This window comes from Streptomyces luteosporeus, from assembly GCF_039532865.1.
In the GTDB taxonomy this organism is placed as follows: Bacteria; Actinomycetota; Actinomycetes; order Streptomycetales; family Streptomycetaceae; genus Streptomyces; species Streptomyces luteosporeus.
This window is the reverse complement of the sequence record NZ_BAAASL010000011.1, coordinates 205,544-232,429: the sequence shown is the minus strand read 5'-3', so window position 1 is coordinate 232,429 and position 26,886 is coordinate 205,544. Positions and strand designations below refer to the sequence as shown.

Annotated in this window: 16 protein-coding genes and 2 pseudogenes; 5 read left to right on the top strand and 13 right to left on the bottom strand. The window is 72.5% G+C overall.

The genetic code is table 11. From position 1 onward, the window contains the following. Window positions 1–135: 135 nt before the first annotated feature. Window positions 136–345, bottom strand: a complete 210-nt coding sequence (locus ABD361_RS16945; protein WP_344436154.1) for a hypothetical protein — start codon at window positions 343–345, stop codon at window positions 136–138. Window positions 346–467: 122 nt separating this feature from the next. Beyond that, entirely contained in the window at window positions 468–716 is a 249-nt protein-coding gene (locus ABD361_RS16940) for a bacteriocin immunity protein (protein WP_344436152.1), read from the bottom strand. Window positions 717–867: 151 nt separating this feature from the next. Here ABD361_RS16940 and ABD361_RS16935 point away from each other — a divergent pair, with 151 nt between their 5' ends. Next, window positions 868–1,233, top strand: coding sequence for a hypothetical protein (locus ABD361_RS16935; RefSeq protein WP_344436151.1), 366 nt, complete (start codon window positions 868–870; stop codon window positions 1,231–1,233). Between the two features lie 45 nt (window positions 1,234–1,278). Here the strand turns inward: ABD361_RS16935 and ABD361_RS16930 are convergent, their stop codons facing one another. From ABD361_RS16930 to ABD361_RS16910, 5 genes are all read right to left on the bottom strand, one after another. After that, window positions 1,279–1,488 (bottom strand): hypothetical protein, encoded by a 210-nt coding sequence (locus ABD361_RS16930; protein ID WP_344436150.1) that lies wholly within the window; start codon window positions 1,486–1,488, stop codon window positions 1,279–1,281. A 245-nt stretch (window positions 1,489–1,733) separates the two neighbouring features. Further along, on the bottom strand, window positions 1,734–2,132 hold the full coding sequence (locus ABD361_RS16925) for a PIN domain-containing protein (protein WP_344436149.1): 399 nt from the start codon (window positions 2,130–2,132) through the stop codon (window positions 1,734–1,736). After that, a complete protein-coding gene (locus ABD361_RS16920; RefSeq protein ID WP_344436148.1) occupies window positions 2,132–2,398 on the bottom strand; it encodes a hypothetical protein in 267 nt (88 codons plus the stop codon). The genes ABD361_RS16925 and ABD361_RS16920 overlap by 1 nt, the downstream gene beginning before the upstream one ends. Before the next feature lie 309 nt (window positions 2,399–2,707). Then, window positions 2,708–2,851: a hypothetical protein gene (locus tag ABD361_RS16915; protein WP_344436147.1), complete on the bottom strand. Its 144-nt coding sequence runs from the start codon at window positions 2,849–2,851 to the stop codon at window positions 2,708–2,710. 71 nt (window positions 2,852–2,922) lie between these two features. Beyond that, window positions 2,923–3,999: a hypothetical protein gene (locus ABD361_RS16910; RefSeq protein WP_344436146.1), complete on the bottom strand. Its 1,077-nt coding sequence runs from the start codon at window positions 3,997–3,999 to the stop codon at window positions 2,923–2,925. 155 nt (window positions 4,000–4,154) lie between these two features. On the opposite strand from ABD361_RS16910, the gene ABD361_RS16905 reads away from it, so the two are divergent. Further along, window positions 4,155–4,472 (top strand): hypothetical protein, encoded by a 318-nt coding sequence (locus tag ABD361_RS16905; protein ID WP_344436145.1) that lies wholly within the window; start codon window positions 4,155–4,157, stop codon window positions 4,470–4,472. 156 nt (window positions 4,473–4,628) lie between these two features. On the opposite strand, the gene ABD361_RS16900 is transcribed toward ABD361_RS16905, so the two are convergent. Then, window positions 4,629–5,042, bottom strand: coding sequence for a hypothetical protein (locus ABD361_RS16900; RefSeq protein ID WP_344436144.1), 414 nt, complete (start codon window positions 5,040–5,042; stop codon window positions 4,629–4,631). Window positions 5,043–5,307: 265 nt separating this feature from the next. Beyond that, window positions 5,308–6,378 (bottom strand): hypothetical protein, encoded by a 1,071-nt coding sequence (locus tag ABD361_RS16895; RefSeq protein ID WP_344436143.1) that lies wholly within the window; start codon window positions 6,376–6,378, stop codon window positions 5,308–5,310. A 47-nt stretch (window positions 6,379–6,425) separates the two neighbouring features. On the opposite strand from ABD361_RS16895, the gene ABD361_RS16890 reads away from it, so the two are divergent. After that, window positions 6,426–6,779 (top strand): thioesterase II family protein, encoded by a 354-nt coding sequence (locus ABD361_RS16890; RefSeq protein ID WP_344436208.1) that lies wholly within the window; start codon window positions 6,426–6,428, stop codon window positions 6,777–6,779. 80 nt (window positions 6,780–6,859) lie between these two features. Here ABD361_RS16890 and ABD361_RS16885 read toward each other — a convergent pair whose 3' ends face one another. Then, complete coding sequence (locus ABD361_RS16885; protein ID WP_344436142.1) at window positions 6,860–7,249, bottom strand: hypothetical protein; 390 nt, start codon at window positions 7,247–7,249, stop codon at window positions 6,860–6,862. A 360-nt stretch (window positions 7,250–7,609) separates the two neighbouring features. Between ABD361_RS16885 and ABD361_RS16880 the strand changes: the two genes are divergently transcribed. Together ABD361_RS16880 and ABD361_RS16875 are read left to right on the top strand one after the other, a co-directional pair. Next, on the top strand, window positions 7,610–7,747 hold the full coding sequence (locus ABD361_RS16880) for a hypothetical protein (protein ID WP_344436141.1): 138 nt from the start codon (window positions 7,610–7,612) through the stop codon (window positions 7,745–7,747). Window positions 7,748–7,776: 29 nt separating this feature from the next. Further along, on the top strand, window positions 7,777–8,877 hold the full coding sequence (locus ABD361_RS16875; protein ID WP_344436139.1) for a phosphotransferase enzyme family protein: 1,101 nt from the start codon (window positions 7,777–7,779) through the stop codon (window positions 8,875–8,877). 299 nt (window positions 8,878–9,176) lie between these two features. On the opposite strand, the gene ABD361_RS16870 is transcribed toward ABD361_RS16875, so the two are convergent. From ABD361_RS16870 to ABD361_RS16865, 3 genes and pseudogenes are all read right to left on the bottom strand, one after another. Beyond that, the gene (locus tag ABD361_RS16870; RefSeq protein WP_344436138.1) at window positions 9,177–9,503 is read right to left on the bottom strand and encodes a hypothetical protein; all 327 of its coding nucleotides are present in this window, start codon (window positions 9,501–9,503) and stop codon (window positions 9,177–9,179) included. A 1,082-nt stretch (window positions 9,504–10,585) separates the two neighbouring features. After that, window positions 10,586–14,743, bottom strand: a pseudogene (locus ABD361_RS30690) (SDR family NAD(P)-dependent oxidoreductase); the annotation flags it as partial. A 174-nt stretch (window positions 14,744–14,917) separates the two neighbouring features. Beyond that, window positions 14,918–26,878, bottom strand: a pseudogene (locus ABD361_RS16865) (SDR family NAD(P)-dependent oxidoreductase); the annotation flags it as partial. Between the last annotated feature and the right edge of the window lie 8 nt (window positions 26,879–26,886).

Sequence of the window (26,886 nt, the reverse complement as noted above, 5' to 3'; positions counted from 1 at the left end):
TGGACGCCGTAGCACCCCCGCCCTGACCGGGCGCCTTCAAAGCCGTCCCGGGCGAGTAGACGAGCGAAATTCCACATGTCCGAGGGACGACACGACCGGCGGCCCTTCGAGCGGCCCTTCACGTGAGCCCCCGTTTCAGCCGTAGTGAATGCGGACGCAGATGACCTCCCCGCCAGGCTCCTGGGCGAGAGCGGCGGCGGCCGCGTTGTCAGCGAGCGAGGTGGCGGTCGCACTGTCGAGCGGCTGATCTGCAGGCACAGGGACCGAGCTGATCGCCTCGCCGCGGTAGGTCACCTGCTCGCCGGTTGCCGTGCGGAGGATCACTTGGGTCTCGTAACGCTGCACGTCGACCTCCCGGTCGTAGCCCGGTCTCCAGCATGGCAGCGAACCCGAGGGTGGCGACACAGACGTCGAGGCGGCTTTGGGGTTCCTCTGGGCCAGACCTCTGGGCCGGCATTCCCGCAGCGTCACAAGGCGATCGGCCGGTAGGCCAGGGCCTGGTCGACTACCTCGACGGCCGACGGCTCCCCGTCCGACGGCCAGAAGATCAAGTCGCTGACGTAGCCGGACGGACACCCCAGGACCTTGTCGAGCATGTCCAGCCAGCTGACTGCTTCTTCCTCCGCGGCGTAGTCCGCGTTCATGATCCGCTGCACCAGCTTCACAGCCTCCGCCCGGCCGAACCGCGCCGCCTCCACCACAACGCCCCCTGACATGCCTGCCCCACCCGGCGCTCGCCGACGGCATCGCGAGGCTACCGCTCGCAGGGGGGCAGGAGTCTTGTCCGGGGCCGTGAGTACGGCAGACGGCTCGGCATGAGTACGGGGGCGGATACGGCTGCCCGGCAATTGAGGTGGGGTGGTCACCATGGACGCCACCCCTTCCAGCTGCGACACCGTGAAGTGCTGGCAGCACGACGACGCACAGCCGGCATACGTCCCGCTCGGCCGCAAGCTCGCCGTCCTCGGGTTGATCCTCTTCCTGCCCGCCCTCGTCCTGCTGGGCCTGGCCGACGTCACCAAGCAGGTTTCCCACGACCGCTGCGCGTACCAGGGGTGCACGGAGCCGCTGATGAAGGCCATCCACCTGGCCTGGCGCGTGATGTGGCTCGCCGGCGCCACGGGCGTGGTCGCTGCACTCCTGCCCCGGCGCGTCGCCGTGCTCCGCTTCGGCCTTGCCTGCCTGCACATCGCACTGCTGATCGCCCCGGTCTTCATCCTCTCCGGAGTGTGACCGGAGTGAAGTAGCCAGCGGCGCGACGGACCGCCGCCGTCACCGTCACTGTTCCCAGGTGGCCTGCGCGTCGCGCCGCGTCACCCACTTCACGGTCTTCGGCGCCCCCGTCCCCGCGTCCGCGACGTAGACGGCACAGCCCTCGACGCTCTGGCCCGGCCCGGTCTTCTCGAAGCCGTCGGCACCCTCGCACTTGTCGAAGGCCCTGTAGCGCAGCGGATCGCGCCAGTCGCCGGTGGGATCGAAGCTCCCCATGATCCTGATCGCCCGCGGGAAGCGTGATCTTCCGCCTCCCCCAGGCAAAGGCACCCCCGCGGTCGGCCCCGCCTGCGGGCAGCCCCCTCCGGGCGGGGCCGCGTCGCACCTCCCGGCTCCCCACGGGAGGCCCGACGCGCGCCTGGGACCTCGCGGAACACACGCAGGGGCGCCCACCACATCGTCGGTGACCGACCCTACGCAGGCGCCCGCCGGCGACTCCAGATCTTGGTCGCCGCCAGCCCCTACTGGTCAGGGTGCACGGCCTGGACGCCGGTCCCTTCGTACAACTCGGGCGTCAGCGTGAGCAGGAAGCGGCCGACAGGGAAGTCGGCCGAGGGGCGGGCGGCGTGGATGGCGTGGACGGCAGCCCAGGAGTGCCCGGCGTGCAGCAGCTCGCTGGCGACGAGCGCGGCCTCCGTGTCGAAGGGCTCGATCGTGATGAACCGCAGCCCGTTGATGTAGGAGAGGAGGCCGCGCCGCTCGGTGTCACCGGTGGTGAGGGAGAGCACCGGGGCGTAGAGGGTGCCCAGGCCGCCGGAGGCTTGGACGTAGAACGCGGCGACGGCCTCGTTGTGCGGATTTTTGGGGTCGTGGAGTGCGGTGGCGGTGGTGTGGTCCAGGACGACGGCGATCGGCCCCACTATGCGGCCGCCGGGTCCTGGCCGGCGCCGAGGCGCTCCAGCAGGCTGCGGGCCTTCGCCTCGGCCTGCTCGCTGGGCGCCGTACCCAGCACGGAGGCGAGCTCGGCGCGGGCCTGCTCGGCGCGCTCCGCGTACTCGGCCCTGGTCGGCCGGCCTTCGGCGAGCTCTTCGACGAGCTGCCGGATCGTGGTGTTGTGCTCGGCCGCCAGCGCGGCCAGCCGGTCACGCGTAGCCGCGCTGACCTTGATGCTCGTTTCGTCCGCCATACCTCGACTCTACTGCGAGTAGAGGGCCCGTGTGCGGGTTCTGGCGCAAGCCCTCAAGGCCCATGCACGCCCCGATCGCCGCCGCCCGGAGTTGTCATGAGGCACCACGGTAGACGGGTCCGGTGCGTACCGGCGGAGGTTCGGTCCTACTGGCCGGACGCTCCCATCTGGTGGGCAGCCCAGCGCTGACGGGAAAGGCAGCGGCCCGACGTTCAAGTGCCTCCTGCGCCGCCAGCCTGCCGGATCTGTGTCGGCCGCCGGTGCACGTCGCTCGCGTCAGACGGGCAGCGGGCTACTTCCTACACCTGATCACTCCGCTGTCCCGGGTGCGGCGGTAACGGGGGAGCGCGTACGCACGACCGTGTCGTGGGTGTGGTCCGATGGGTAGGAGAGCCGGATGACCTTGGACTTCGCGCGGTACGAGGCGCTGGTGATGGATTGGGACGGGACCATGGTCGATTTCCCTGTCAAGTCAATCTGTTCAGCTCTGGAGTGGCCGCCTGGGACCGTTGAGGCTCGAAGAATCACACTGGGCTGGGTGGGCGCCGCCACCATCGAGGCTTGATCACAGCTCGCAGCTTCCTGGCGTCTGCGTAGCAACGCCTTTCCTTCAAGCCAGCGATCACCTCCAGTAGCCAGCCCTCGTCGTGAGAAAGACTGATGAAGTAGAGCAATACGTGGGCGTCGTCCCGCAGCCCTGCCGCTCTGAGACGGCTGAGGAACTCCGATACTCTCGGCGCCGAGCGTGCTCGAAGGACGGCGGAGAGAATTTCCCCAATGAACGGCGATCCCCCGTCGGAGTGAAGTGTCTCGATCAGGCTCACAACGTCTGGGACGGGGCGATGCTGGACGCCGAGGTGGATCAATCCCACCGCCTCGTCGGGATGGTGGTGCTCGGCTTCCTTCACCAGAGCCGCCATGCGCGCGACCGAGGTGTCCTTCAGGACGAGACGGAGGAGGCGCCTGCTGATGTCGGGTTCTGCGCGCTCGCTCAGCGTGACGATGTCCTGTGCGGAGCGCGATGAAGCCGCTGTAAGCAGTTGATCTAGTTCCACTGTCTGGCCAGCAGTTCGAAGCATCCTGGCCACGGTTGCTGCTTTCCTCGGCGGCAGCTCTCTGCCGAGGGCTTCAGGTCCAACCGTCCGCAGCAGGTCCTCGAGTCGGGTCGTCTCCGAGGGCTCCGCAGGCGTGGCGGCCGAAGCGGCAGCGCCTTCCGCAGGGCCTTGGCGGGCCGCCAGGATCTCTTGGGCCACTGTGCCGCGGTAGTCGTGACTTTGCGGATCGGCGAGGGCTTGCTTCATCGCGAGCCATTCGCTGCGCCATCTGTCCTCCTCGCAGAACTCGCTCGGCAGCGGGTTCCCTGCAGCGGCTGCGTAGTCACGGAATGCCCTGACTAGTGCCAGGACCTGCTCGGCCTTTGGCGCGGTCGTTCCCTTCAGCTTGTCGTTGATGGTGGACCTGGGCATCGCCCAGCGTTGCCCTTGCTGTCTGGTCAGACGCACCAGCTGATCGAGCGATGGCTCGCCGGCAAGTGCTCTCAGCTCGCTGAGTGCCGATGCCACGATCTGGATCGGACCCTTCGGGTGGTCTGCCGTTCGCATGCGGTGCCCCTTGCGTCGGCCGCAGCCTCTGATGGATCAAGCCTAGGAGCGGCGACGTCCGGGTTCATCCGGAATGCTGGCCGAACGGCCGTTCGGACTGGTGGTCTGAAAGAGACCACCCGCTGTTGGGGTGACTGACCCTGAGGGGACCAGCCGTGATCCGCACCTTCCTCCCGTTCGCTGCCACCGCTGGGCTCACCACTAGCGCGGTGGTGTCTCACAACGCCCTTGCCGTGACGCTGGCCGTTGGTCTGCTCGGCGGCGGCGTCGTGCTCGGCGTCGTCGTCTTGCTGCTCCTGACAGTGGCCTCCGTCTGGTCCAGCCAGCCGGAGCGTCGCAAGAACGCGTTCAAGGTTCTCGACTGTTTCCTCTCGTTCGCCCGCGAGGTCATCCGTCCCCAGCCGCCCCGGGCTGCTGGGCAAACCAGACGGGGCCGGAGGGTCACTCCCGACGATCAACAACGCGGCGGATGAGCATCAACGGGCCCGGGCCCCAGTGATCGCCGGGGCCCGGGCATGCGTTAGGGCGTGGACGGCCGAGGACGTGGTGATTCCAGCCGACGGCCTGCGGACCCGCGAGATCGAGGATGCTGTCCCTAGGCCAGCAGGACCCGTCTGGCCATGTCGACCTCAGCTGATGGTAGGCGGGCGGAACGCGATGACGTTGTCGTGGATCGGGACGGGTTCTGGGGACACGCTCCTTCCCTGGGTGAGAACAGCGCTGGCGAGGGTCAGGTGGGTCACCAGCTGGCGGAGCTCTTCGATCTCGGTCTTTTGGTTCGAGATGGTCTTCTTGAGCTTGGCAACGGTCGCCCGGAGCTGCTTCTCAGACTCCGGGACCTGCTGGGTTTCGTTGCGGACCCGCTCGTAAAACTCGTTCTTCAGGTCTGCGTGCCGCTTCATGAGGGCCATGCGGTGGACGCCGGCCTCGGCGGCGAGGGCAACGACGGTGAGACTGCCGTTCGAGGCGGTGGCCTGTCCAGCCAGAAGCCGGTCCATGGCCTCGCGGATGCTTGTGCGCTCGTCGTGGTGCTGTTCGGTCATGTGAGGGCCTCGGCGGGTTGGGCGGTGGCATCGTGGTTGTCGGCGATGGCGCGGAGCTTGTCAGCGTTGACTCGCAGGCGTCTGGCGAGTCTTTCGGGGGTGTGGGCGGCCTTGCGGCTGATGCTGTCGGCCCGCTCGCGGAGAAGGCGGGCGTGGGTGTCGGTGCGGACGGCGTTGCCGCAGCCGGCCTTGCAGGCGTACTGGTTGGGGGCTGTCGCGTCCGGCGCCGGGTCGCAAAGCGCGTTGTCGCGCTTGAACGCGCAGATCAGGAGGGCGTCGGGGTTGTCGAAGAGGACGGTGCCGTCGCGGGTGAGGTAGGCGGCGGCCTTCTTCGCGAAGGTCTTGGGGACGATGCGGCCCTTGAACCGCGGGGCCTGGGCGGCGGCGGTGACGGCCCGGCAGGCGGCCGGGCCGGAGATCTTTTCTCCGAAGCGGCCATGCGGTCGCGCAGGTTGGCCGCGGTGTCGGCGGCGGCGAGGGCGGTTTCGACATCGAGGACACTGTGGATGCCGCCGCGGCTGCGGGTGCCATAGCCGCTGGAGGTGCGGGCGTCCAGGACGGTGCGCATGTGCCCGTACTGAATGGCGAGCGCGACCAGCCCGCCGGGACGGCGCGCGATGTGCCAGGCCAATGTCCTTCTGAACCGGCCCATCCCGATCCCGCCGTGCGGGTCCTTGGGGATGACCTGCTCGAGGAGCTCGTGGGCCCGGGCCTCGCCGTTGGCCCAGGCGACGAAGTCCTCGATCCGCAGAAGCAGGGCGTGCTTCTTCAGCGTGCCGTAGTGGCCGCGCTGGAAGGTGAAGTCGTGGTGGGCGGAACTCAGGAGGAGCTCGCCATCGGGGACGATGCGTTCCAGGACGCGGATGGCGCGGACGACGGGCGTGATGGCGACCCAGGGAACCTCCCGCTCCTCGCCTGCGGAGACGTGGTTGCCGTCGTCGTCGGTAACGTCTTTGAAGTGGCGGCTGCGGATCAGGTGCCGCCCGGGAGTGCCGTCAGCGGCGGGCTCTGGATCGGGACAGCAACCGGACCGCAGTCCCCGGACCTCCTGCGGACGCATGCCCGTCAAGTAGAGACAGATGATCATGGCGGCCGTTCCCAGGTGCCGCATCAGCTCGGCGGCCTCGTTGAAGTCCACGTACTCGCGCCAGGGCCTCCCGTGGACCTGCCCGGTGACCGGCACGGTCATCGGACACGGGCCCGGCCGCTGTGAGGCCAGTGCCGTGAGTCCGTGCTGGTAGTTGAGCCGGTCGACCTGACCGAGGCTGGCGCCGGTGACGGCGGCAAGGAACGTGCGGGCCAGCAGGTGCGTGCCCTTGTGCTCGGCGGCCGGCAACGGCGCCCCACTGCGAACGAGCGGCAGCAGTCGGCAGCAGCCCTCACCTGATGGCCGACGACCAACTGCGCGACTGGCTGCGCAGCGACGGAGGCAGCCCACCGCAGCTCCTCGACAACGACGACGTCTGGCACACGTTCGCCCCGGTATTCCGCAGCGACTTCAAACTCGTAGACACCTGGGCCCCTCCCCGCAGGCCCGAGCCGCTGCCCGTTCCGCTGTCGGTATTCGCGGGCCGCCACGACAAGCTGATCGGCGAGGACCAGCTCCTTGCCTGGCGAGCGCTCACGACGAGTTTCCGCGGACTCGAGGGGTACGACGGCGACCACTTCTACCTGATGGATCACCAGCAGCCGCTCGTCGCCGCCATCACGGCCGCGATGCGCTCCGCAGCTTCTTGAGCCCGCTGGCACCGCCACGGCACCTGCCAGACGATCAACGCCAACGGGGTGCCGGCGGGGGTGCGGGGCGAGCCCTCAGGTCAAGCGTCGGGGTCGACTTCGGGGTGGGTGAACCGCACTGGCCTGCCCAGCGACCGGGCGTAGGCGATCTCGGACCGGGTGCTGTATCCGATGTAGTCACCGACCACGAGCACCTCATCAGCGAGCAGGATCTTCGACCGGTGCAGCTCGTCGAGTCGAATCTTCAGCGCCTCGGCCTCGACAGGATCGGACCAGAGCTCGTGCGGAGATTTCAGGTCGCAGCCCGGCTTGACGACGATCCTCCCGGCCTTGGTCTCCCGCAGATCGGCCTCGGCCATCTCGGCCATGAAGCGAGTGGAGCCGCAGATGGCGACGATACGCGGGAAGTTCAGCTGCCGCTTCGCCTCGGCGAGCTTCTCCTCGGGGGTGATCACTTGCGGGGACGACACTGGTTCCTCCTGGTGGTGCGGCCCGAGGGGTGCATGCGGAGACGAGAACGAAGCCATCCAAGATCACCTTTTGGTGAACGACGTGGGCGACCGCGCGCCCGCACTCTATGCGACGAGCACCCCTACCAGGTGCCGCGCCGCCCGCCGGCCAGCCCTACGCCCCGCCTATGCGATGCCGAACCGGTCACCCTCGCCACGAGAAGCTGGTGTCGGTTACCGCGCTCAACGCCTCGATCAGCCGATTCACGCGGCAGGCCGCCGCGGTGTCGGCTCGGTCGGCCGGTCCCCCACCGGCAGCTGGTGGTGGTGCCGGGTCAGGCTCGGGCACTGCCACAACCCGGACGAGGGTGGGGCAATCAGATGACCGCGTTGACAGAGCGGTGTCCGCCGACGACTTTGCGGCCCCGCTGCACCTGGCGCGGCCCGCCTCAGCTGGCGGCCGCGGTTCATGTCCGCGTCCTGATCGAGCCGACCACCTACCGCCCGCTCGGCACCTGAGCACTTCGCTGCGCTTCGACGAGGAGACCATGTCCACCGCATCTCACCAGCCCGCCACCGAGCCTGTCGCCGCGCCTTCCACACCCGGCCGCACCGCGGAGGGGGAGCAGATCAAGGCGATCGTCAACACGCTGGTGCTCGCGTACGGACTGCACCCGACAGACATCACGCGCATCCCGGAGGGCACCGCGACGGACAACTACGCCGTCGTGGACCAGGAGGGCCGTCGGCACTTCGCCAAGGTCTACCGCACTCGCGATCGCCTGGATCTGGAGTTGGCGTCGGTCGAGCTGTCCGAGTACGCCGCCGACGGGGGCGTCGCCACCGCGCGGGCGACCCGCACGCGCGAGCACGAACTCATCGCGACCCACGGCCGCCTGCCGATGTCCTTATGGTCGTACGTGCCGCACACCGAGACTGCCGAGGGCACCCTGACCGGTGCACGATGGGCAGCGGTCGGCGCAGCGATGGGCCGTCTCCACAGTCGACTCGCCACTCACCCCGCCGCCGCACCCACCCTAGAATCTGGTGCCGCGGCGTGCGACGTGGCCGCCGCGCGGGACCGCTTCGAGCGCCTGATTCAGGTGTACCAGTGCAGTCCCAGGCTGGGGGAATTCGAGACGTGGGCGCTGCAGGCAGCACGTGAGCGACAAGCCACCTTGGGAGACGTCGAGCGCACCCTCGCTTCGCTTCCACATCTGACCGTCCAGGTCATGCACGGCGACATGGCCGGCCCCAACGTTCTGCTCCAGAACAACGAGGTAGCCGCGATCGTGGACTTCCGACCGCCCACACCCGGGTACCTCGCCTGGGAGATCGCACGTCTTGGCTGCGACCCCAAGAGCGTGCTGGACAACAGTGCGGAGAGCTGGCTCACCGGATACACCGATCTCACCCTGGCCTACCGAGACGCCAACCCGAAGGCGTCCGCGGACGACCTCGTGTCCTCGCTTCGTGTCGGCTGTGCAGCCATGCTCTGCTCGGCCTTTCCGCTGTCGGTACCAGTGGAACGACCGCACATCGTCGACGCCGCACTGGAGGCCTACGGGCGGGCGCGGCACGAGGCAGCTCTGATGCTGCTGGACCGGCTACCTGTCTTGGAGGAGGCCCTGCATGACGCTCTTCGCTGAGTTCATGACCCTCATGGCTGGCGTAACTCATGCAAACCGCAGGTCCGGACAGCAAACTCGCTTGCTGTAGCAGCAGGGCACTCAGGGCTGGCCTCGGCGTGATGAGCCCGCATGCCACGGCAGCCGCGCTCGCCCCCAGGGGCGTGCAGCCGCTGGGCCTCGCGCCCGTCGCACGGCTCCGCCTTCTACCAGGGCGCGGAGGCTTGGTCGAGGGTGAGGGTCGGCTCGCCCCGAGCCAGCCAGCACCCCTCGTAGTGCAGGGTGCGCCGCTTGGGCTGGTCGGCGGGGGTGCGCACGCGCTACAGGAACCACTTGCCGGTCAGCTCGGCGGCGAGCCGGTCGCGCACCGGCGGCCCGGCCCGGCGCGTCGGCACCGCCGAGTAGTCCGTCCCCTCGATCGGGGTGACCCGCGCGGCGGGGGCCCGGAAGGCCACCGAAGAAGGGGCGGCCGCGATCGTCTGGTCGGGCAGCTGGGCCTGCGCCCACAGGGTCAGGCGCAGCTCGCACCACCAGTCTCCCGATGGCTGCCGGATGCGGCCGAGGAACTCGGCCCGCACCTGCTGCCCGTCCACCAGCTCCACGATGACCAGCGGCCCCGGCTCCGCCCGCTCACCATCGCCGTGCACGACTACGCCGCCCCAGCGCCCACGGCCGGCTTCTTGTGTGCGCGCTTGAGCGCCATCCGCGCCGCCACCCGCTGCTCGGCGGCCGGGGGCTGCTCCACCACGGGTGCGTGCCCACCACGACCGGCAACTCACGCAGCCGCTGCAGCAGCTCCTCGCGGCGCTGCGCCTGCTCGGCGGCCGGGGACTGCTCCCCTAGGACTTCACCATGAACAACAACTTCCCCGACAACCTCCGGCTGGGCCTCGGCTGGACCGACATCGACCACCGGGCCTGCCTCACCATCCACGACTGACGGTGAGCGACGCGAGCGAGAGCGCCCGAAACGGACGCTCTCGCTCCCCTACGCGCCCCGGGTCGCCTTCACGCTGGTTATCTAGATACGGGGAGGTCACCGTGTGGCGGGCGCTCTAGTCGCTGTGTGAGCTGGGCACGCTGAAGCAGGCCGAGCCTCGCGAGGGCGACGAAGCTGCCCGGGACGAGCCCCCCCCCGGTCCAGCCCGACGTCGACGGGTGGCTCGCACGTGCCCTGGCCACTACGCTGACCCGACCGCCTGCCAAGCCTCCTGCCGCAAAAAAAAAACGTCCTGCCCGCGCCGCAGTGCTCTCCGCGTTCGCCCGCCTTGTCTCGGGCACCGGCGTCGACGAGCTGGCGTTTGCGGCCCGGCTCGCCATGCGGCGCAACACTTGTAGCAGGTTGAGTCGCTTCGGTCGCTTGAGTAGCTGCCGGAGGCAGCATCATCAGCGACTGAGAATCCAGAGTCTGACGCGGCTCAGTCGCTCCGGGAAACTGCAGGTCAGAGCCCTGATGAAGACGCAGCAGCGACTGAAGCGACCGAGAGTTCTGTATATGAAGACATTTCCGTGCGCGCGTGTGCGTCATATATGGGGACCTTGGGTCGCTTCAGTCGCTACGCGGATGTGGGTATGCCTATGACCTGCACGTTCTTGGCCGGCATTGGGTAGCGACTGAGCGGTGCCGAGTCGCTCGGGGTGTACTTCAGTCGCTGAGGAGGGGCCTTTGCGCCGGTCTCATCATCGACACGGACACCGCTTCTGCCACCCAGGTCCGCCCCGCCTCAGGACTACTTCGCTAATCTGTGTCCGTCATTGAGTCGCTTCAGTCGCTGGTTAGGGAGCGTGGACATCACCGTGGCACCGCCGGCCAGGGCCAGCGAGCACTCGCCCGAGCGCAGCGCCTGGACGGCGAGGTGCAGGGCGACGAGCGAGGACGAGCAGGCGGTGTCGACCGTGACCGCGGGCCCCTCGAACCCGAAGGTGTAGGAGACCCGGCCGGAGACGACGCTGCCGCCGCTGGTGCCGGAGGGCGAGACGTTCAGGGCGTAGTCGTGGTACATGACGCCGGAGAAGACGCCGGTGTCGCTGCCCTTGAGCGAGGAGGGGTCGATGCCGGCCCGCTCGATCGCCTCCCAGGACGTCTCCAGCAGCAGGCGCTGCTGCGGGTCCATGTAGGTGGCCTCGCGCGGCGAGATGCCGAAGAAGCCGGGGTCGAAGTCGGCGGCGTCGTGCAGGAAGCTGCCGTGGCGGGTGTAGCTCCTGCCGTCCTTGCCGGGCTCGGGGTCGTAGAGGTCGGCGAGGTTCCAGCCGCGGTCGGCGGGCAGGTCGGAGAGGGTGTCGATGCCGTCGGCGACGAGCTTCCACAGCTCCTCGGGGCTGGTGACGCCGCCCGGGTAGCGGCAGGCCATGCCGATGATCGCGACCGGCTCGTCGTCCGCCGGGGCCGCGGGGGTACGCGCGGGGGCAGCGGCGTCGGCGGCCCCGGCGGCGTCCGTGCCGGCGAGGAGGCTGTCGATGTGCTCGGCGACGGCCCGGGAGTTGGGGTGGTCGAAGACGAGGGTGGCGGGCAGGCGCAGGCCGGTGGCGCGGTTGAGCTGGTTGCGCAGCTCGGTGGCGGCCAGGGAGTCGAAACCGAGCTCCTGGAAGGCCCTGTCGGGCCCGATGGCCTCCGCCGACTCGTGCCCGAGGACGGCCGCGACCTGCGTGCGGACGATCTGCAGGATCGTCCGGCGCCGCTCGCCGTCGGTGAGCCCCGCGAGCTGCCGGTTCAGGCCGGCCGCCGGCGCGGGGGCCGCGGCGGCCGCGGCCCTGCGGGCGCGCGGCGCCAGGCCGCGCAGGAGGGCGGGGATCTCGTCGGTGCGGGTGCGCAGGGCCGCCGTGTCCACCTGGATGGGTACGACGGTGGCGCGCTCCGACCGCAGGCCCGCCGCGAACAGCGCCAGCCCGGCGTCGTGCGTGAGCACCGGGACGCCTTGCGTCGCCATGCGCTTGCGGTCGATGTCGCCGAGGTACTGGCCGAGACCGGCGCCCACGTCCCACAGGCCGAAGGCCATGGACGTGGCCGGCAGCCCGTGGGCGTGACGGTGCTGGGCGAGGGCGTCGAGGAAGACGTTGGCAGCGGCGTAGTTGCCCTGACCGGCCGTCAGCACCAGGCCACCGGCGGACGAGAACAGTACGAACGCCGCCAGGTCCATGTCCTTGGTCAGCTCGTGCAGCCACCAGGCCGCATCCGCCTTCGGAGCCAGAACGGCGTCCATGCGCTCGGGGGTCAGGGCCTGCACCAGACCGTTGTCACCGATACCGGCGGCGTGGACGACGCCGGTCAGGGGGCGTTCGGCGGTGATGCCGTCGACCAGAGCAGTCAGCGCGGCACGGTCGGAGACGTCACACGCCTCGACCCGCACACTCCGCGCACCCAGCCCCGACAGCTCCTCACGCAACTCCACCGCACCCGGCGCCTCCAGGCCACGCCGGCCCGCCAGCACCAGATGCCGGACACCACGCTCGGCCACCAGGTAGCGAGCGACGACGGCACCCAGACCACCCGTACCACCGGTGATCAGCACCGCCCCATCGGCATCGAATGACACCCCCTCACCGGACTCCGGAGCCAGCCGCACCAACCGCGGCACCCGCACCTCACCCGCACGCAGCGCCAGCTCGCTCTCACCCGACACCAGCGCCGCGTTCACGGCATCGTCCAGCTCCGCGGAGTCGTCGACGTCGATGTCGATGTCCACGTCGACCAGCACGAACCGTCCGGGGTTCTCCGCCTGGGCAGCCCGCACCAGACCCCACACCGGAGCCTGAACCACGTCGACAACCTCGTCATCCGTCGTCGCGACCGCACCACGTGTCACCACGACCAAGCGCTCACCCTCACCACGCTCCACCGCCAGCCACTCCCGCACGGTGTCCAGGACCCGGTGCGTGAGGGTGCGTACGGCCTCCGGTACGTCACCGGGCGGCGTCGTACCGCAGTCGAGGACCGCCGTTTCGCCGGCAACGGGCTCGGGCGCGCCGGTGGCCGGGGAGTGCCATGCGATGCCGTACAGCGTCTCCGCCGTTCGCGCGGCGGCCGCGCCCAGCTGGTCGTCGGAGACCGGGCGGCCCGCCACCGAGCCCACCGACAGCACCGGCGCGCCGGCCGGGTCGGTGATCTGCAGGGCCAGGGCGCCGTCCGTCAGACGGGACAGGCGTACGCGGACCGCCGCGGCGCCCTCGGCGTGCAGGGACACCTGGCTCCAGGCGAAGGGGATCATCGTGCCGTCGGCGTCGCCGGCGAGGATGGCGGCGTGCATCGCGGCGTCGAGCAGGGCCGGGTGCAGACCGAAGCGACCGGCCTCCTCCGCCGCGCCTTCCGGCAGGGCGACCTCGGCGAAGAGCTCGTCGCCGCGTTGCCAGGCGGCGCGCAGGCCGCGGAAGAGCGGTCCGTAGCCGTAGCCGTGCTCGGCAAAGGTGTCGTACGCGCCCTCGACGGTGAGTTCCGTGGCGTCCGCGGGCGGCCAGACGGTGGTGTCGGGCTGCGGGGCGGGGACGGCGGCGGGGGCGAGGACGCCCTCGGCGTGCTGGGTCCAGGGGGCGTCGGCGGGGTCCTCGGGGCGGGAGTGGATGCCGAGCGTCCGTCGTCCGGTGGCGTCGGGGGCGCCGACGCGTACCTGGAGGAGGACGCCGCCGCCCGTCGCGGGCAGCAGGAGCGGGGCGGTGAGGGTCAGTTCCTCGACGAGGCCGCAACCGACCTCGTCACCGGCTCGCACGGCCAGCTCCAGCAGTCCCGTGCCGGGCACCAGCACGGACCCGCGGACGACGTGGTCGGCGAGCCAGGGGTGGGACGTGACGGACAGCCGGCCCGTGAGCAGGTGGCCTTCGCCGTCGGCGAGTTCGACGGCCGCGCCGAGCATGGGGTGCCGGGCGGCGCCCAGGCCGGCGTGGCGCACCTCGCCGGCGCGGGTGGTCTGCGAGGGCGCGGGCCAGTAGCGGCGCCGCTGGAAGGCGTACGTCGGCAGGTCGACCTGCCGGGCGCCGGTACCGGCGAACACGGCGTTCCAGTCCGGTTCGGCGCCGTGGGCGTACAGCCAGGCGAGGGCGCCGAGGAGCGTCGTCTCCTCGTCCCGGCCCTTGCGCAGGACGGGGACGAGGGCGGCGGGCTCGCCGTCGAAGGATTCGGCGGCGAGGGCGGACAGGGCGCCGTCGGGGCCGAGTTCGAGGCAGGTGGTGACGCCGGCGGCCCGCAGGGTCCGTACCCCGTCGGCGAAGCGCACGGCTTCGCGGACGTGGGTGACCCAGTACTCGGGGGAGCACAGCTGCGCCTCGGTGGCGATCGCACCGGTGACGTCGGAGACGACCGGGACGGTGGGCGCGGCGTAGGCCAGGCCCTCGGCGACCGCGCGGAAGTCGGCGAGCATCGGCTCCATCAGCGGCGAGTGGAAGGCGTGAGAGACCCGCAGGCGGGTGGCCCGGCGGCCGTCGGCCTCCAGGCGGGCGCAGACGGCCTCGACGGCCTGCTCGGTGCCCGAGACGACGACGGCGGAGGGGCCGTTGACGGCGGCGATCGCCACGTCGCCGGTCAGCAGGGGCCGTACCTCGTCCTCGGTGGCGCGCACGGCCGCCATGGCCCCGCCGGCCGGGAGGGCCTGCATCAGGCGGGCCCGGGCGGCGACCAGGCGGCAGGCGTCGGACAGGGACAGCACGCCGGCGACGTGGGCCGCCGCGATCTCGCCGACCGAGTGGCCGAGCAGCAGGTCGGGGCGCACGCCCAGGGACTCCACCAGCCGGTAGAGCGCCACTTCGAGGGCGAACAGCGCGGTCTGCGCGTAGGCCGTGCGGTCGAGGAGATCGGCGTCGTCACCCCACAGGACGTCGCGGACGGGCCGCTCCAGGTGCCCGGCCAAGTGGGTGTCGAGCCCGTCGAGGACGGCGTCCAGGGCCGCGGCGAAGACGGGGTGGCGGGCGTACAGCTCCCGGCCCGCGCCCAGGCGCTGCGAGCCCTGGCCGGAGAAGAGGAAGGCGCGCTTTCCGGGGAGCACCGTGCCCTCCGCGGCGACGGCCTCGTCGGCGGCGCCCTCGGCGAGGGCGGTCAGCGCGCGCAGGGCGGTGTCCCGGTCGGCGGCCAGGACGACGGCCCGGTGCGGGAAGCCGGTACGGCCGGTGGCCAGGGAGTACGCGACGTCCGCGAGCCGCAGGCCGGGGTGCTCCTGTAGGTGCGCGAGCAGGCGTGCGGCCTGCGCGGGCAGGGCGGCCTCGTTCCTGGCCGAGAGGACCAGGGGCAGGGGGCCGGCCGCGGGGGTCTCCTGCTGGGGCTCCGGCTGCGTCTCCGGCTGCGTCTCGGGCTGTTCGAGGATGACGTGGGCGTTGGTGCCCGAGATGCCGAACGAGGACACGCCCGCCCGGCGCGGCCGCGCCGCGTCCGGCCAGGGTGCGGGCTGCCGCAGCAGTTCTACGGCACCGGCCGTCCAGTCGACGTGGGCGGAGGGGGCGTCGACGTGCAGGGTGTGCGGAAGCACGCCGTGCTGCATCGCCATGACCATCTTGATGACGCCCGCGACACCGGCGGCGGCCTGGGTGTGGCCGATGTTGGACTTCACGGAGCCCAGCAGCAGGGGCCGGTCGGCTGGCCGGTCCTGGCCGTAGGTGGCGAGCAGGGCCTGGGCCTCGATCGGGTCGCCCAGCGTCGTGCCCGTGCCGTGGCCCTCGACGGCGTCGACATCGGCCGTGGACAGACCACCGCTGGCCAGGGCCTGGCGGATCACCCGCTGCTGGGACGGGCCGTTGGGGGCGGTGAGCCCGTTGGAGGCGCCGTCCTGGTTGACGGCCGAGCCGCGGACCACGGCCAGTACGCGGTGACCGTTGCGGCGCGCGTCGGAGAGCCGTTCGAGGACGAGCATGCCCACGCCCTCGCCCCAGCCCACGCCGTCGGCGGAGTCGGAGAACGCCTTGCACCGGCCGTCGGCGGACAGACCGCCCTGGCGGGAGAACTCGACGAACGTCATGGGGGTGGCCATCACGGTCACACCACCGGCCACCGCCAGCGAGCACTCCCCCGACCGCAGCGCCTGCGCGGCGAGGTGCAGCGCCACCAGCGACGACGAGCACGCCGTGTCGACCGTGACCGCAGGACCCTCGAAACCGAAGGTGTACGAGACACGGCCCGAGGCGACGCTGCCCGCGCTGCCGCTGCCCTGGTAGCCCTCGAACTCGCGGCCGGAGAGGAGGGAGGCGTAGTCGTGGTACATCACACCGGCGAACACGCCGGTGCGGCTGCCCTTGAGGGAGGCCGGGGCGATGCCGGCGCGTTCGATCGCCTCCCACGTCGTCTCCAGCAGCAGGCGCTGCTGGGCGTCGGTGGTGAGCGCCTCGCGGGGGCTCATGCCGAAGAAGTCGGGGTCGAAGTCGGCGGCGTCGTGCAGGAAGCCGCCGGAGCGGGTGGCGATGTCGGCCTCGTCGAGGTCCGCGGCGTCCCAGCCGCGGTCGGCGGGGAAGCCGGAGACGGCGTCCACGCCGTCGGACACCAGCCGCCACAGGTCCTCGGGCGAGGCGACCCCGCCGGGGTAGCGGCAGCTCATGCCCACGATGACGACGGGGTCGTCGGCCGCGGCGGCCGCGACGGGGAGCCACTGCGGACTCTGCGCGGCACCGGCATCGGCCGTGCCGAACAGCTCGTCGTGGAGGTGGCCGACCAGGGCGTCGGCGGTCGGGTGGTCGAAGACGGCGGTCGCCGGCAGTCGCAGGCCCGTGGCCTTGCCGAGGCGGTTGCGCAGTTCGATGGCGGTGAGGGAGTCGAAGCCCAGGTCCTGGAAGGCACGGGCCGGGTCGACGGTCGCGCCGTCCGCATGCCCGAGGACGAGGGCGATGTGGGCCCGCACGATGTCGAGCAGCGCCTCGCGCCGCTCCGCCTCCGGCTTCCCGGCCAGGCGCGCGACGAGACCGGAGGCGGCGGCGCCGGCCGGCGCCGCGGCGGACGCGCGCCGGGTGCGCGAGCGGACCAGGCCGCGCAGCAGCGGGGGCACGTCCCCGTACGCCCGCAGGGCGGCCAGGTCCAGGCGGACGGGTACGGCGAGGGGCTCGCCGGCGCCGAGCGCCGCGTCGAACAGGGCGAGCCCCTGCTCGGTGGTGAGCGCCGGCATGCCGGAGCGGGCGATGCGCTCGATCCCGGCCTCGGACAGCGTGCCGGTCATGCCGCTGTTCGCCTGTGCCCAGGGGCCCCAGGCGAGGGAGACGGCGGGCAGACCGGCGGTACGGCGGTGGACGGCGAGGGCGTCGAGGAAGGCGTTGCCCGCCGCGTAGTTGGCCTGGCCCGCGCTGCCGAAGACGCCGGCGACGGAGGAGAAGACGACGAAGGCGTCGAGGTCGAGACCCTCGGTGGCCCGGTGGAGGTGCCAGGCGGCGTCGGCCTTGGGGCGCAGGACGCCGGAGAGCCGCTCGGGCGTGAGGGAGCCGATCACGCCGTCGTCGAGGACGCCGGCGGTGTGGACGACGGCGGTGATGCGGTGCCGGGCGAACAGGTCCGCCACGGCGGCCGCGTCGGTGACGTCGGCGGCCTCGGCGGTGGCCGTCACGCCGTGGTCGGCCTCCAGCTCGGCGAGCAGTTCCGCGACGCCCGCCGCGGCGGGGCCGCTCCGGCTGACCAGCAGCAGGTTGCGCACGTCGGCGCGGGCGGCCAGGTGCCGGGCGACGATCCGGCCGAGACCGCCGGTACCGCCGGTGATCAGGACGGTGCCCTCCGGGTCCCAGGCGCCGGTGGCCGGGGCCTGGGCCGCCGCGCGGCTCAGGCGCGCGGCCAGGACGTCGCCGTCACCGCGGAGGAGCAGCTGCGGCTCGTCGAGGGCCAGGGCCTGCGGCAGGACGGACTCGTCGGCCCCCGGCTCGACGTCCACCAGGAGGAACCGGCCCGGGTGTTCCAGCTGCGCCGAGCGGACCAGGCCCCGGACGGCAGCGCCCGCCGGATCGGCGCCGCCGGTCGCGCCCCGGGTAAGAAAGGCCAGGCGCGAGGCGGCGAACCGGTCGTCCGTCACCCATGCCTGGACGAGCCCGAGCACACGGGCCGTCAGCTCGTGCACGGACGCGAGGACATCCGCGGAAGCGGAACCGGCGACCTCGACGAGGACGACGTCCGGGACGCTGTCCGCAGCCAGGGCCCCCAGGTCGAGGTCGACGGCGGCCGGGGTGACGGTGGGTACGACAACCTCGGCCGGGACCTGGACCGGCGTCCACTCGACGGTGAACAGCGCGTCCCGGTCGACGGCCGTGCGCAGCTGGTCCGAGGAAATGGGCCGGACTGCCAGCGCTTCCACGGACGCCACGGGCGCGCCGGTGGTGTCGGCGATCGCGACCTCGACACCGTTCGCGGCGGGCCGGATGCGGACGCGTACGGCAGCGGCACCGGTGGCGTGGAGAGCAACGCCGGCCCAGGAGAACGGCACTCCGCCGTTCCCGCCACTGACTGCGGCGGCGTGGAGGGCGGCGTCGAAGAGGGCGGGGTGCAGGCCGTAGGCGCCCGCTTCGATACCTTCCGGCAGTGTCACGTCGGCGTAGACGTCCTCGCCCAGGCGCCAGGCGGCCTGCAGGCCCTGGAACGCCGGGCCGTAGGCGAATCCGGCGTCGGCGAACTGCTCGTAGCAGTCGGCGACATCGACCGGCTCGGCACCCTGCGGGGGCCACACCGACGCGTCGAACGAAGAAGTGGAGGTCTCGTCGGCCAGAGTGCCGCTGGCGTGCAGCGTCCAGGGCTCCTCGCCGGTACGGGAGTGAACGGTCACCGACCGGCGGCCGGTCTCGTCCGCCTCACCGACCCACACCTGCACCTGCACCTGCACGCCCGCACCCTGCTCGGGCAGAACCAGCGGGGCGGCGAGCGTGAGTTCCTCCACCACGCTGCAACCGGCCTCGTCACCGGCACGCAGGGCGAGCTCCACCAGCGCCGTGCCGGGCACCAGCACCGAACCCATGACGACGTGATCCGCCAGCCATGGGTGCGACTGCACCGACAGACGGCCCGTGAACAGGAAGCCTTCGGTGTTCACCAGCTCCACCGCCGCACCCAGCAACGGATGCTCGGCCGACGCCAGACCCGCGAACCGCACATCACCCGCACGCGCCACCACACCAGCCGGCCAGAACCGCCGGTGCTGGAAGGCGTACGTCGGCAGGTCGACCCGCCGGCTCGCCGCGCCGCCGATCACTGCCGTCCAGTCGACCCGACCGCCGTCGACGTGCAGCGCGGCAAGCGCGGCCAGGGCGGTGGGCTCCTCGGGGTGGCCCTTGCGCAGAACCGGCACGGCGACCATGTCGTCCGCGAGGGTTTCGCGGGTCATGGCGGAGAGGACTCCGTCGGGACCGAGTTCCAGGAAGCGCGTCGCGCCCTCGGCGCGCAGGGCGGCGATCCCGTCCGAGAAGCGGACCGCCTCGCGGACGTGGGTGACCCAGTAGCCGGCCGACCCCAGCTCCTCGGCGGAGGCGAGGCTGCCCGTCACGTTCGACACCACGGGCAGCTGCGGAGTACCGAAGGCGAGGCGCTCCACCACCTGGCGGAAGTCCTCCAGCATCGGTTCCATCAGCGGCGAGTGGAAGGCGTGCGAGACGCGCAGCCGGCTCGTCTTCCGCCCCTCGGCCTCGAAGCGGGCGGCAAGCTCCAGGACGGTGTTCTCGTTGCCGGAGATCACCACAGCGGAAGGGCCGTTGATGGCGGCGATCGACACCTCGTCGGTCAGATGCGGCAGGACCTCCGCCTCCGTCGCCTGCACCGCCACCATCGCACCACCGGCAGGCAGCGCCTGCATCAGGCGGCCCCGCGCAGCAACCAACGCACACGCATCCGCCAGCGAGAAGACCCCGGCCACGTGCGCCGCCGCCACCTCACCGATCGAATGCCCGGCAACATAATCGGCGCGGGTGCCCCACGACTCGGCCAACCGGAACAGGGCGACCTCGACCGCAAAAAGCGCAGCCTGGGCATGAACCGTACGGTTCAGCAGCTCCTCGTCCTCGCCCCACACCACCTCGCGCACCGGCAGCTCAAGGTGCTCGTCCAGCCCCGCACACACCGCATCGAACGCCTCGGCAAACACGGGGAAGCGCGCGTACAACTCACGCCCCATCCCCAACCGCTGCGCACCCTGACCCGTGAACAGGAACGCCGTCTTCCCGGCGTTCCCCGCCACTCCTTCGACGACGGCGGCGTGGGTTTCCCCCGTCACGAGCGCCGACAGGGCCTGTACGGCGGCGTCCCGGTCGCGGGGGGCCAGGACCACCGCGCGGTGGTCGAAGAGGGAGCGGCTCGTCACGAGTGCGGTGGCGAGGTCCGCTGCCGGGAGGTCCGGCTGATCCGCGATGCGGGCCAGCAGGCGGGCCGCCTGCCCGCGCAGGGCCGCCGGGCTCTTGGCCGAGAGCACCCACGGAACCACGTCCGCCGGGCTGTCGGCACCGGCTTCCGGCGCGGCCTCGGCGGGCTCCGGCTCTTCGAGGATGACGTGGGCGTTCGTACCGCTCACGCCGAACGAGGAGACGCCTGCCCGGCGCCGGCGGTCGGGCGCCGTCCACTCGACGGGTTCCGTGAGCAGTTCCACGGCACCGGCTGCCCAGTCCACGTGGGTGGACGGGGCGTCGACGTGGAGGGTGCGCGGCAGCACGCCCTCCTGCATCGCCATCACCATCTTGATGACGCCCGCGACACCCGCCGCGGCCTGCGTGTGGCCGAGGTTCGACTTCACCGAGCCCAGCCACAGCGGTCGATCGGCCTCGCGCTCCTGGCCGTACGTGGCGATCAGGGCCTGCGCCTCGATCGGGTCGCCCAGCGTCGTGCCCGTACCGTGCGCCTCCACGGCGTCGACATCCGCCGTCGTCAGACCCGCGGCCGACAGTGCCTGCCGGATGACGCGCTGCTGGGACGGGCCGTTGGGCGCCGTCAGACCGTTCGATGCACCGTCCTGATTGATCGCGCTTCCCCGCACGACCGCCAGCACGCGGTGGCCGTTGCGCCGGGCGTCCGACAGGCGCTCCAGCACCAGCATGCCCACGCCCTCGGACCAGCCGACACCATCGGCGGCGTCCGCGAAGGCCTTGGAACGCCCGTCCGGCGCAAGCCCACGCTGACGCGAGAACTCCACGAACGTCGTCGGCGTCGACATCACCGTCACACCACCGGCCACCGCCAGCGAGCACTCCCCCGTGCGCAGCGCCTGCGCCGCCCAGTGCAGGGCCACCAGCGACGACGAACACGCCGTGTCCACCGTCACCGCAGGGCCCTCGAAGCCGAAGGTGTAGGAGATGCGGCCGGAGGCGATGCTGGCCGCGCTGCCGTTGCCGCGGAAACCCTCGAACTGGTCGCCGACCAGGGTGTTCCCGTAGTCGGTGTACATCACGCCGGCGAAGACGCCGGTGCGGCTGCCCTTGAGCGAGGCCGGGTCGATGCCCGAGCGCTCGAGCGCCTCCCAGGTGGTCTCCAGCAGCAGGCGCTGCTGGGCGTCGGTGGCCAGCGCCTCGCGCGGGCTCATGCCGAAGAACTCGTGGTCGAAGTCGCCCGCGGTGTGCAGGAAGCCGCCGGAGCAGGTGTACGAGGTGCCGAGGGCGTCGGGGTCGGGGTTGTAGAGGGCCTCCAGGTCCCAGCCGCGGTCGGTCGGGAAGCCCGACACCGCGTCGACGCCCTCCGACACCACTCGCCACAGGTCCTCGGGCGAGGCCACCCCGCCCGGGTACCGGCAGGCCATGCCGACGATCACGATCGGGTCGTCGGCCACTGCCGGCAGCACCGCCGCCGGCGTCACCACCCCCGCCGCCGTCTCCGAGCCGAAGAGTTCGTCCAGCAGGAAGGAGACCAGCGCGTCCGCCGTCGGATAGTCGAAGACCAGCGTGGCGGGCAGCCGCAGGCCGGTCACCGACCCCAGACGATTGCGCAGTTCCACAGCCGTCAACGAGTCGAAGCCGAGGTCCTGGAAGGCACGGCTCGGGTCGACGGTCTCGGCTCCGGCGCGTCCCAGGACCACGGCGATCTGGCCGCGGACGAGGTCCAGCAGCGCCTCGCGCCGTTCGGGTCCGGCCAGCGCGGCGAGCCGGCCGGCGAGGCCGGTTGCCGTCGGGGAGGTGGTGGCGGCGGTGCGCCGGCGGGCGCGGATCAGGCCGCGCAGCAGCGGGGGTACGTCGCCGTGCTGCCGCAGTGCCGCCAGGTCGAAGCGGACGGGCAGGACGAGCGGTTCGCCGAGGGCGAGGGCGCCGTCGAAGAGGGCGACGCCTTCGGCGGGGGTGAGTTCGGGCATGCCGGAGCGGGCGATGCGGTGGATGTCGACGTCCGACAGGGTGCCGGTCATGCCGCCGTCCTGGGTCCAGGGGCCCCAGGCGAGGGAGACGGCGGGCAGCCCGGCGGCGCGCCGGTGGGCGGCGAGGGCGTCGAGGAAGGCGTTGCCCGCCGCGTAGTTGCCCTGGCCGGGGCCGCCGAAGACGCCGGAGACGGAGGAGAAGAGGACGAAGGCGTCGAGGTCGAGGTTCTTCGTCGCCTCGTGGAGGTGCCAGGCGGCGTCCACCTTGGCCCGCAGCACGGAGGCGACCCGCTCGGGGGTCAGGGCTTCGATGGTGCCGTCGTCGAGGACGCCGGCCGAGTGCACGACGGCCGTGACGGTGTGCCGTGCCAGCAGTTCGGTCACTGCGGTGCGGTCGGCGACGTCGCAGGCCTCGATCACCACGTGGGCGCCGGCGTCGCGCAGTTCGGCGGTCAGCTCCGCAGCGCCCTCGGCCGCCGGGCCGCGGCGGCCGGCGAGGACGAGGCTGCGGACGCCGTGCTCGCGCACCAGGTGGCGGGCCACGGCGCGGCCGATGCCGCCCGTGCCGCCGGTGATCAGGACGGTGCCGTCGGGGCGCCAGCCGAGGTGCCGGGCACCGTCCGGGCCGGCAGGGGTGCGGGCGGGGGCGAGCCGGGCGGCGAGCACCTTGCCGTCGCGGATCGCCAGCTGCGGCTCGTCGGCGAGGGCGAGGGCCGCACGCAGGACGGTGGCGTCCGCAGTGGGCTCCGCGGTGCCGTCGAGGTCCAGGAGGCCGAAGCGGCCGGGGTGTTCGGAGGAGGCGGAGCGCACCAGGCCGGAGACCGCGGCGGCGGCCGGGTCCGTGCCGGTGGTGGCGCCGTGGGTGAGGAAGACCAGGCGGGCGTGGGCGAACCGCTCCTCGCCCAGCCAGGCCTGGGCGGTCTCCAGGGCCCGGGTGGTCGCCGTGTGGGCCGCGGCGACGGTGTCGCCGGTGGTGCGCGCCGGCACCGGGACCAGCACCACGTCCGGTATCCCGGGGGCCGCGGCCAGGGCGGCGAGGTCGTCGTAGGGCTCGGTCGCCAGGCCGGCGGGCAGTCCGGCGCGCGTGCCGAGGACCGCGACGGGCTCCTGCCGCGGTGCGGCGGGCGGGCGTTGTTCGGTCCACTGGACGCCGTAGAGCGCGTCACCGCGGGTGGCGGGTGTGCCGGTCTCGCCGCCGGTGAGGCGGCGCAGGACGAGCGTGGCGACGGTGGCGACCGGGTGGCCCGCGGGGTCGGCGACGGTGACGGAGACGGTGTCCTCGCCGGTGCGGGTGACGCGGACGCGGACGGCGGGGGCGCCGGAGGCGTGCAGGGAGACGCCTTCGAAGGAGAAGGGCAGGACGCCGTGTTCGATGCCGTTGAAGGCGGTGACGTGCAGGGCGGCGTCGAGGAGGGCGGGGTGCAGGCCGTAGGCGGCGGCCTCGGCGCGGGCGTCCTCCGGCAGGGCGACCTCGGCGTACACGTCGTCGCCGTCCCGCCAGGCGGCGCGCAGGCCCTGGAAGAGGGGGCCGTAGGCGAAGCCTCCGTCGGCCATGCGTGCGTACAGGCCGGTGAGGTCGACCGGCCGGGCGCCGGCGGGGGGCCAGGCGGAGCCGGGGGCGGTGAGGTCTCCGGGTTCCTGTTCGGCCAGGGCCAGGACGCCGGTGGCGTGCCGGGTCCAGGGGCGTTCGCCCTCGCCCTCGGGGCGGGAGCGGGCGGTGAGGGTGCGCCGGCCGCTGTCGTCGGCCGGGCCGACGTGCAGTTGGAGCTGGGTGCCGGTGTGTTCGGGCAGGACGAGGGGGGCGGCGAGGGTGAGTTCCTCGATGCGGCCGCAGCCGGCCTCGTCGGCGGCGCGGACGGCGAGTTCGACGAAGGCGGTGCCGGGCAGCAGGATGCGGTCGCCGACCTTGTGGTCCGCGAGCCAGGGGTGGGTCTGCGGGGAGAGCCGGGCGGTCAGCAGCAGGCCGTCGCCGTCGGTCTGTTCGACGGAGGTGACGGCGCCGAGGAGGGGGTGGCCGGTGGCCTCCAGGCCGGCGGTGCCGATGTCGGCGATCAGGGTGCGACCGGGGCTGGGCCAGAAGCGTTGGTGGCCGAAGGCGTACGTGGGCAGGTCGACGGTGCGGGCCCCGGTGCCGGCGAGGTGGGCGGCCCAGTCGGGTTCGGTGCCGCGTACGGTCAGTTCGGCGAGGGCGGTGGTGAGGGCCGCTTCCTCGGGCCGGTCCTTGCGCAGGGTGGGCAGGACGGTCAGGTGACCGGCGTCCTCGGGCAGGCAGGGGCGGGCCAGGGCGGTGAGGGTGGCGTCGGGGCCGATTTCGAGGAAGCGGGTGACGCCGTCGGCAAGAAGGGAGGCGATGCCGTCGGCGAAGCGAACGGCATCGCGGACGTGGCGGGCCCAGTACCGGGGCGAGGTGAGCTGGTCGTCGGTGGCGGTGGTGCCGGTGACGTCGGAGACGACGGTGAGGGCCGGAGGGTGGTAGGTCAGGCCTTCGGCGACGGCGCGGAAGTCGTCGAGGACGGGGGCCATCAAGGGTGAGTGGAAGGCGTGCGAGACGCGCAGCCGGCTCGTCCTGCGGCCCTCGGCCTCGAAGCGGGCGGCCACGTCCAGCACCGCCACTTCCGCACCCGAGACGACCACGGACGACGGGCCGTTGATCGCCGCGATCGACACCTCGTCGGTCAGGTGCGGCAGCACCTCGGCCTCGGTGGCCTCGACGGCCACCATCGCGCCGCCCGCCGGCAGCGCCTGCATCAGGCGGCCGCGGGCGGCGACCAGGGCGCAGGCGTCGGTCAGGGACAGCACGCCGGCGACGTGGGCGGCGGTCAGTTCGCCGAGGGAGTGGCCGGCCACGTGGGTGGGGCGGATGCCGAGCGACTCCAGCAGGCGGAAGAGGGCCGTCTCGAACGCGAAGAGGGCCGGCTGGGCGTAGCCGGTGGAGTCGAGGAGGGCCGGGTCGTCGCCCCACATCACCTCGCGCAGGGGGCGGTCGAGGTGGGCGTCCAGGCCGGCGCACACGGCGTCGAACGCCTCGGCGAAGGCGGGGAAGCGGGCGTGCAGTTCGCGGCCCATGCCCAGGCGCTGGGCGCCCTGGCCGGAGAAGAGGAACGCGGTGCCGCCCCGGCCGGCGGCCGCCGTGCCCCGGACGGTGGCGGGGTCGGTGCCGGGGTCGCCGGTGGCGAGGGCGGTCAGGGAGCGGACGAGGGCGTCCTGGTCGGTGCCCAGCAGGACGGCGCGGTGCGGCAGGCGGGTGCGGCTGGTGGCGAGCGACAGGGCGATGTCGGCCGGGCTCGGGGCGGGGTCGGCCGCGGTGAGGTGGGCGAGGAGGCGGGCGGCCTGGTCGCGCAGGGCCTGTTCGGTCTTGCCGGTCAGCAGCCATGGGACGACGCCGGGGGTGGTGCGGGCGGCCTCGGGTGCGTCGGCGGGCTCGGGTTCGTCGGCCTGTTCCAGGACCACGTGGGCGTTGGTGCCGCTGATGCCGAAGGCCGAGACGGCCGCCCGGCGGGGGTGGTCGGTGGCGGGCCAGGGGGTGTCCTCGGTGAGGAGGCGTACGCCGCCGGTGCTCCAGTCGACGTGCGAGGTGGGGGTGTCGACGTGCAGGGTGCGCGGGAGGCGGCCGTGGCGCAGGGCCATGACGGTCTTGATGACGCCGGCGACGCCGGCGGCGGCCTGGGCGTGGCCGATGTTGGACTTGATGCCGCCGAGCCACAGGGGTGTTTCGGCGGGGCGGTCCTGGCCGTAGGTGGCGAGCAGGGCCTGGGCCTCGATGGGGTCGCCGAGGGTGGTGCCGGTGCCGTGCGCCTCGACGGCGTCGACCTGGTCGGGGGTCAGGCGGGCATCGGCGAGGGCGGCGCGGATGACGCGCTGCTGGGCGGGCCCGTTGGGGGCGGTGAGCCGGCTGCTGGCGCCGTCCTGGTTGACGGCGGTGCCGCGGACGACGGCGAGGACGCGGTGGCCGTTGCGGCGGGCATCGGAGAGGCGTTCGACGAGGAGGACGCCGACGCCCTCGGCCCAGCCGGTGCCGTCGGCGGCCTCGGCGAAGGGCTTGCAGCGGCCGTCGGGGGCCAGGCCGCGCTGCCGGGAGAACTCGGTGAAGAGGCTGGGGGTGGGCATGACGGCGACGCCGCCGGCCAGGGCGAGGGAGCACTCGCCGGAGCGCAGGGCGCGCACCGCCAGGTGGAGGGCGACCAGGGAGGAGGAGCAGGCGGTGTCGACGGTGACGGCGGGGCCTTCGAGGCCGAGGGTGTAGGCGATGCGGCCGGACAGGACGCTGGTGGCGCCGCCGGTGAGCAGGTGGCCCTCGGTCTCGTCGGTCTGCCGGGCGAGGGTGCCGTAGTGGGTGTCGGCGCCGCCGACGAAGACGCCGGTGTCGGTGCCGCGCAGGGTGGCGACGTCGAGGCGGGCGCGTTCGACGGCCTCCCAGGCGGATTCCAGCAGCAGGCGCTGCTGGGGGTCCATGGCGAGGGCCTCGCGGGGGGCGATGCCGAAGAGCTCGGGGTCGAAGTCGGCGGCGCCGGTGAGGAATCCGCCGTGGCGGACGTAGCTCTTGCCGGGCGTGCCGGGCTCGGGGTCGTAGAGGTCGTCGAGGTCCCAGCCGCGGTCGGCGGGCAGGTCGCCGACGGCATCGGTGCCACCTGCGACCAGGCGCCACAGGTCCTCGGGGGAGGTGACGCCGCCGGGGAAGCGGCAGGCCATGCCGATGACGGCGACGGGTTCGCCGGCGCGGGCCTCGACGGACTCCAGCCGTTGCTTCGTCCGCCGCAGGTCGGCGGTGACCCGCTTGAGGTATTCGCGGAGCTTGTCTTCGGTGTGGGCCATGGGTGGTGTGCTTTCTCCCAGTCGCGGAA

Bases quoted from the DNA above. Each gene is read 5' to 3' on its own strand.
- ABD361_RS16940 (WP_344436152.1), bottom strand. From the start codon at position 716: ATGTCAGGGGGCGTTGTGGTGGAGGCGGCGCGGTTCGGCCGGGCGGAG.
- ABD361_RS16935 (WP_344436151.1), top strand. From the start codon at position 868: ATGGACGCCACCCCTTCCAGCTGCGACACCGTGAAGTGCTGGCAGCAC.
- ABD361_RS16930 (WP_344436150.1), bottom strand. From the start codon at position 1,488: ATGGGGAGCTTCGATCCCACCGGCGACTGGCGCGATCCGCTGCGCTAC.
- ABD361_RS16920 (WP_344436148.1), bottom strand. From the start codon at position 2,398: ATGGCGGACGAAACGAGCATCAAGGTCAGCGCGGCTACGCGTGACCGG.
- ABD361_RS16915 (WP_344436147.1), bottom strand. From the start codon at position 2,851: ATGGTCCCGTCCCAATCCATCACCAGCGCCTCGTACCGCGCGAAGTCC.
- ABD361_RS16910 (WP_344436146.1), bottom strand. From the start codon at position 3,999: ATGCGAACGGCAGACCACCCGAAGGGTCCGATCCAGATCGTGGCATCG.
- ABD361_RS16900 (WP_344436144.1), bottom strand. From the start codon at position 5,042: ATGACCGAACAGCACCACGACGAGCGCACAAGCATCCGCGAGGCCATG.
- ABD361_RS16880 (WP_344436141.1), top strand. From the start codon at position 7,610: ATGACCGCGTTGACAGAGCGGTGTCCGCCGACGACTTTGCGGCCCCGC.
- ABD361_RS16875 (WP_344436139.1), top strand. From the start codon at position 7,777: ATGTCCACCGCATCTCACCAGCCCGCCACCGAGCCTGTCGCCGCGCCT.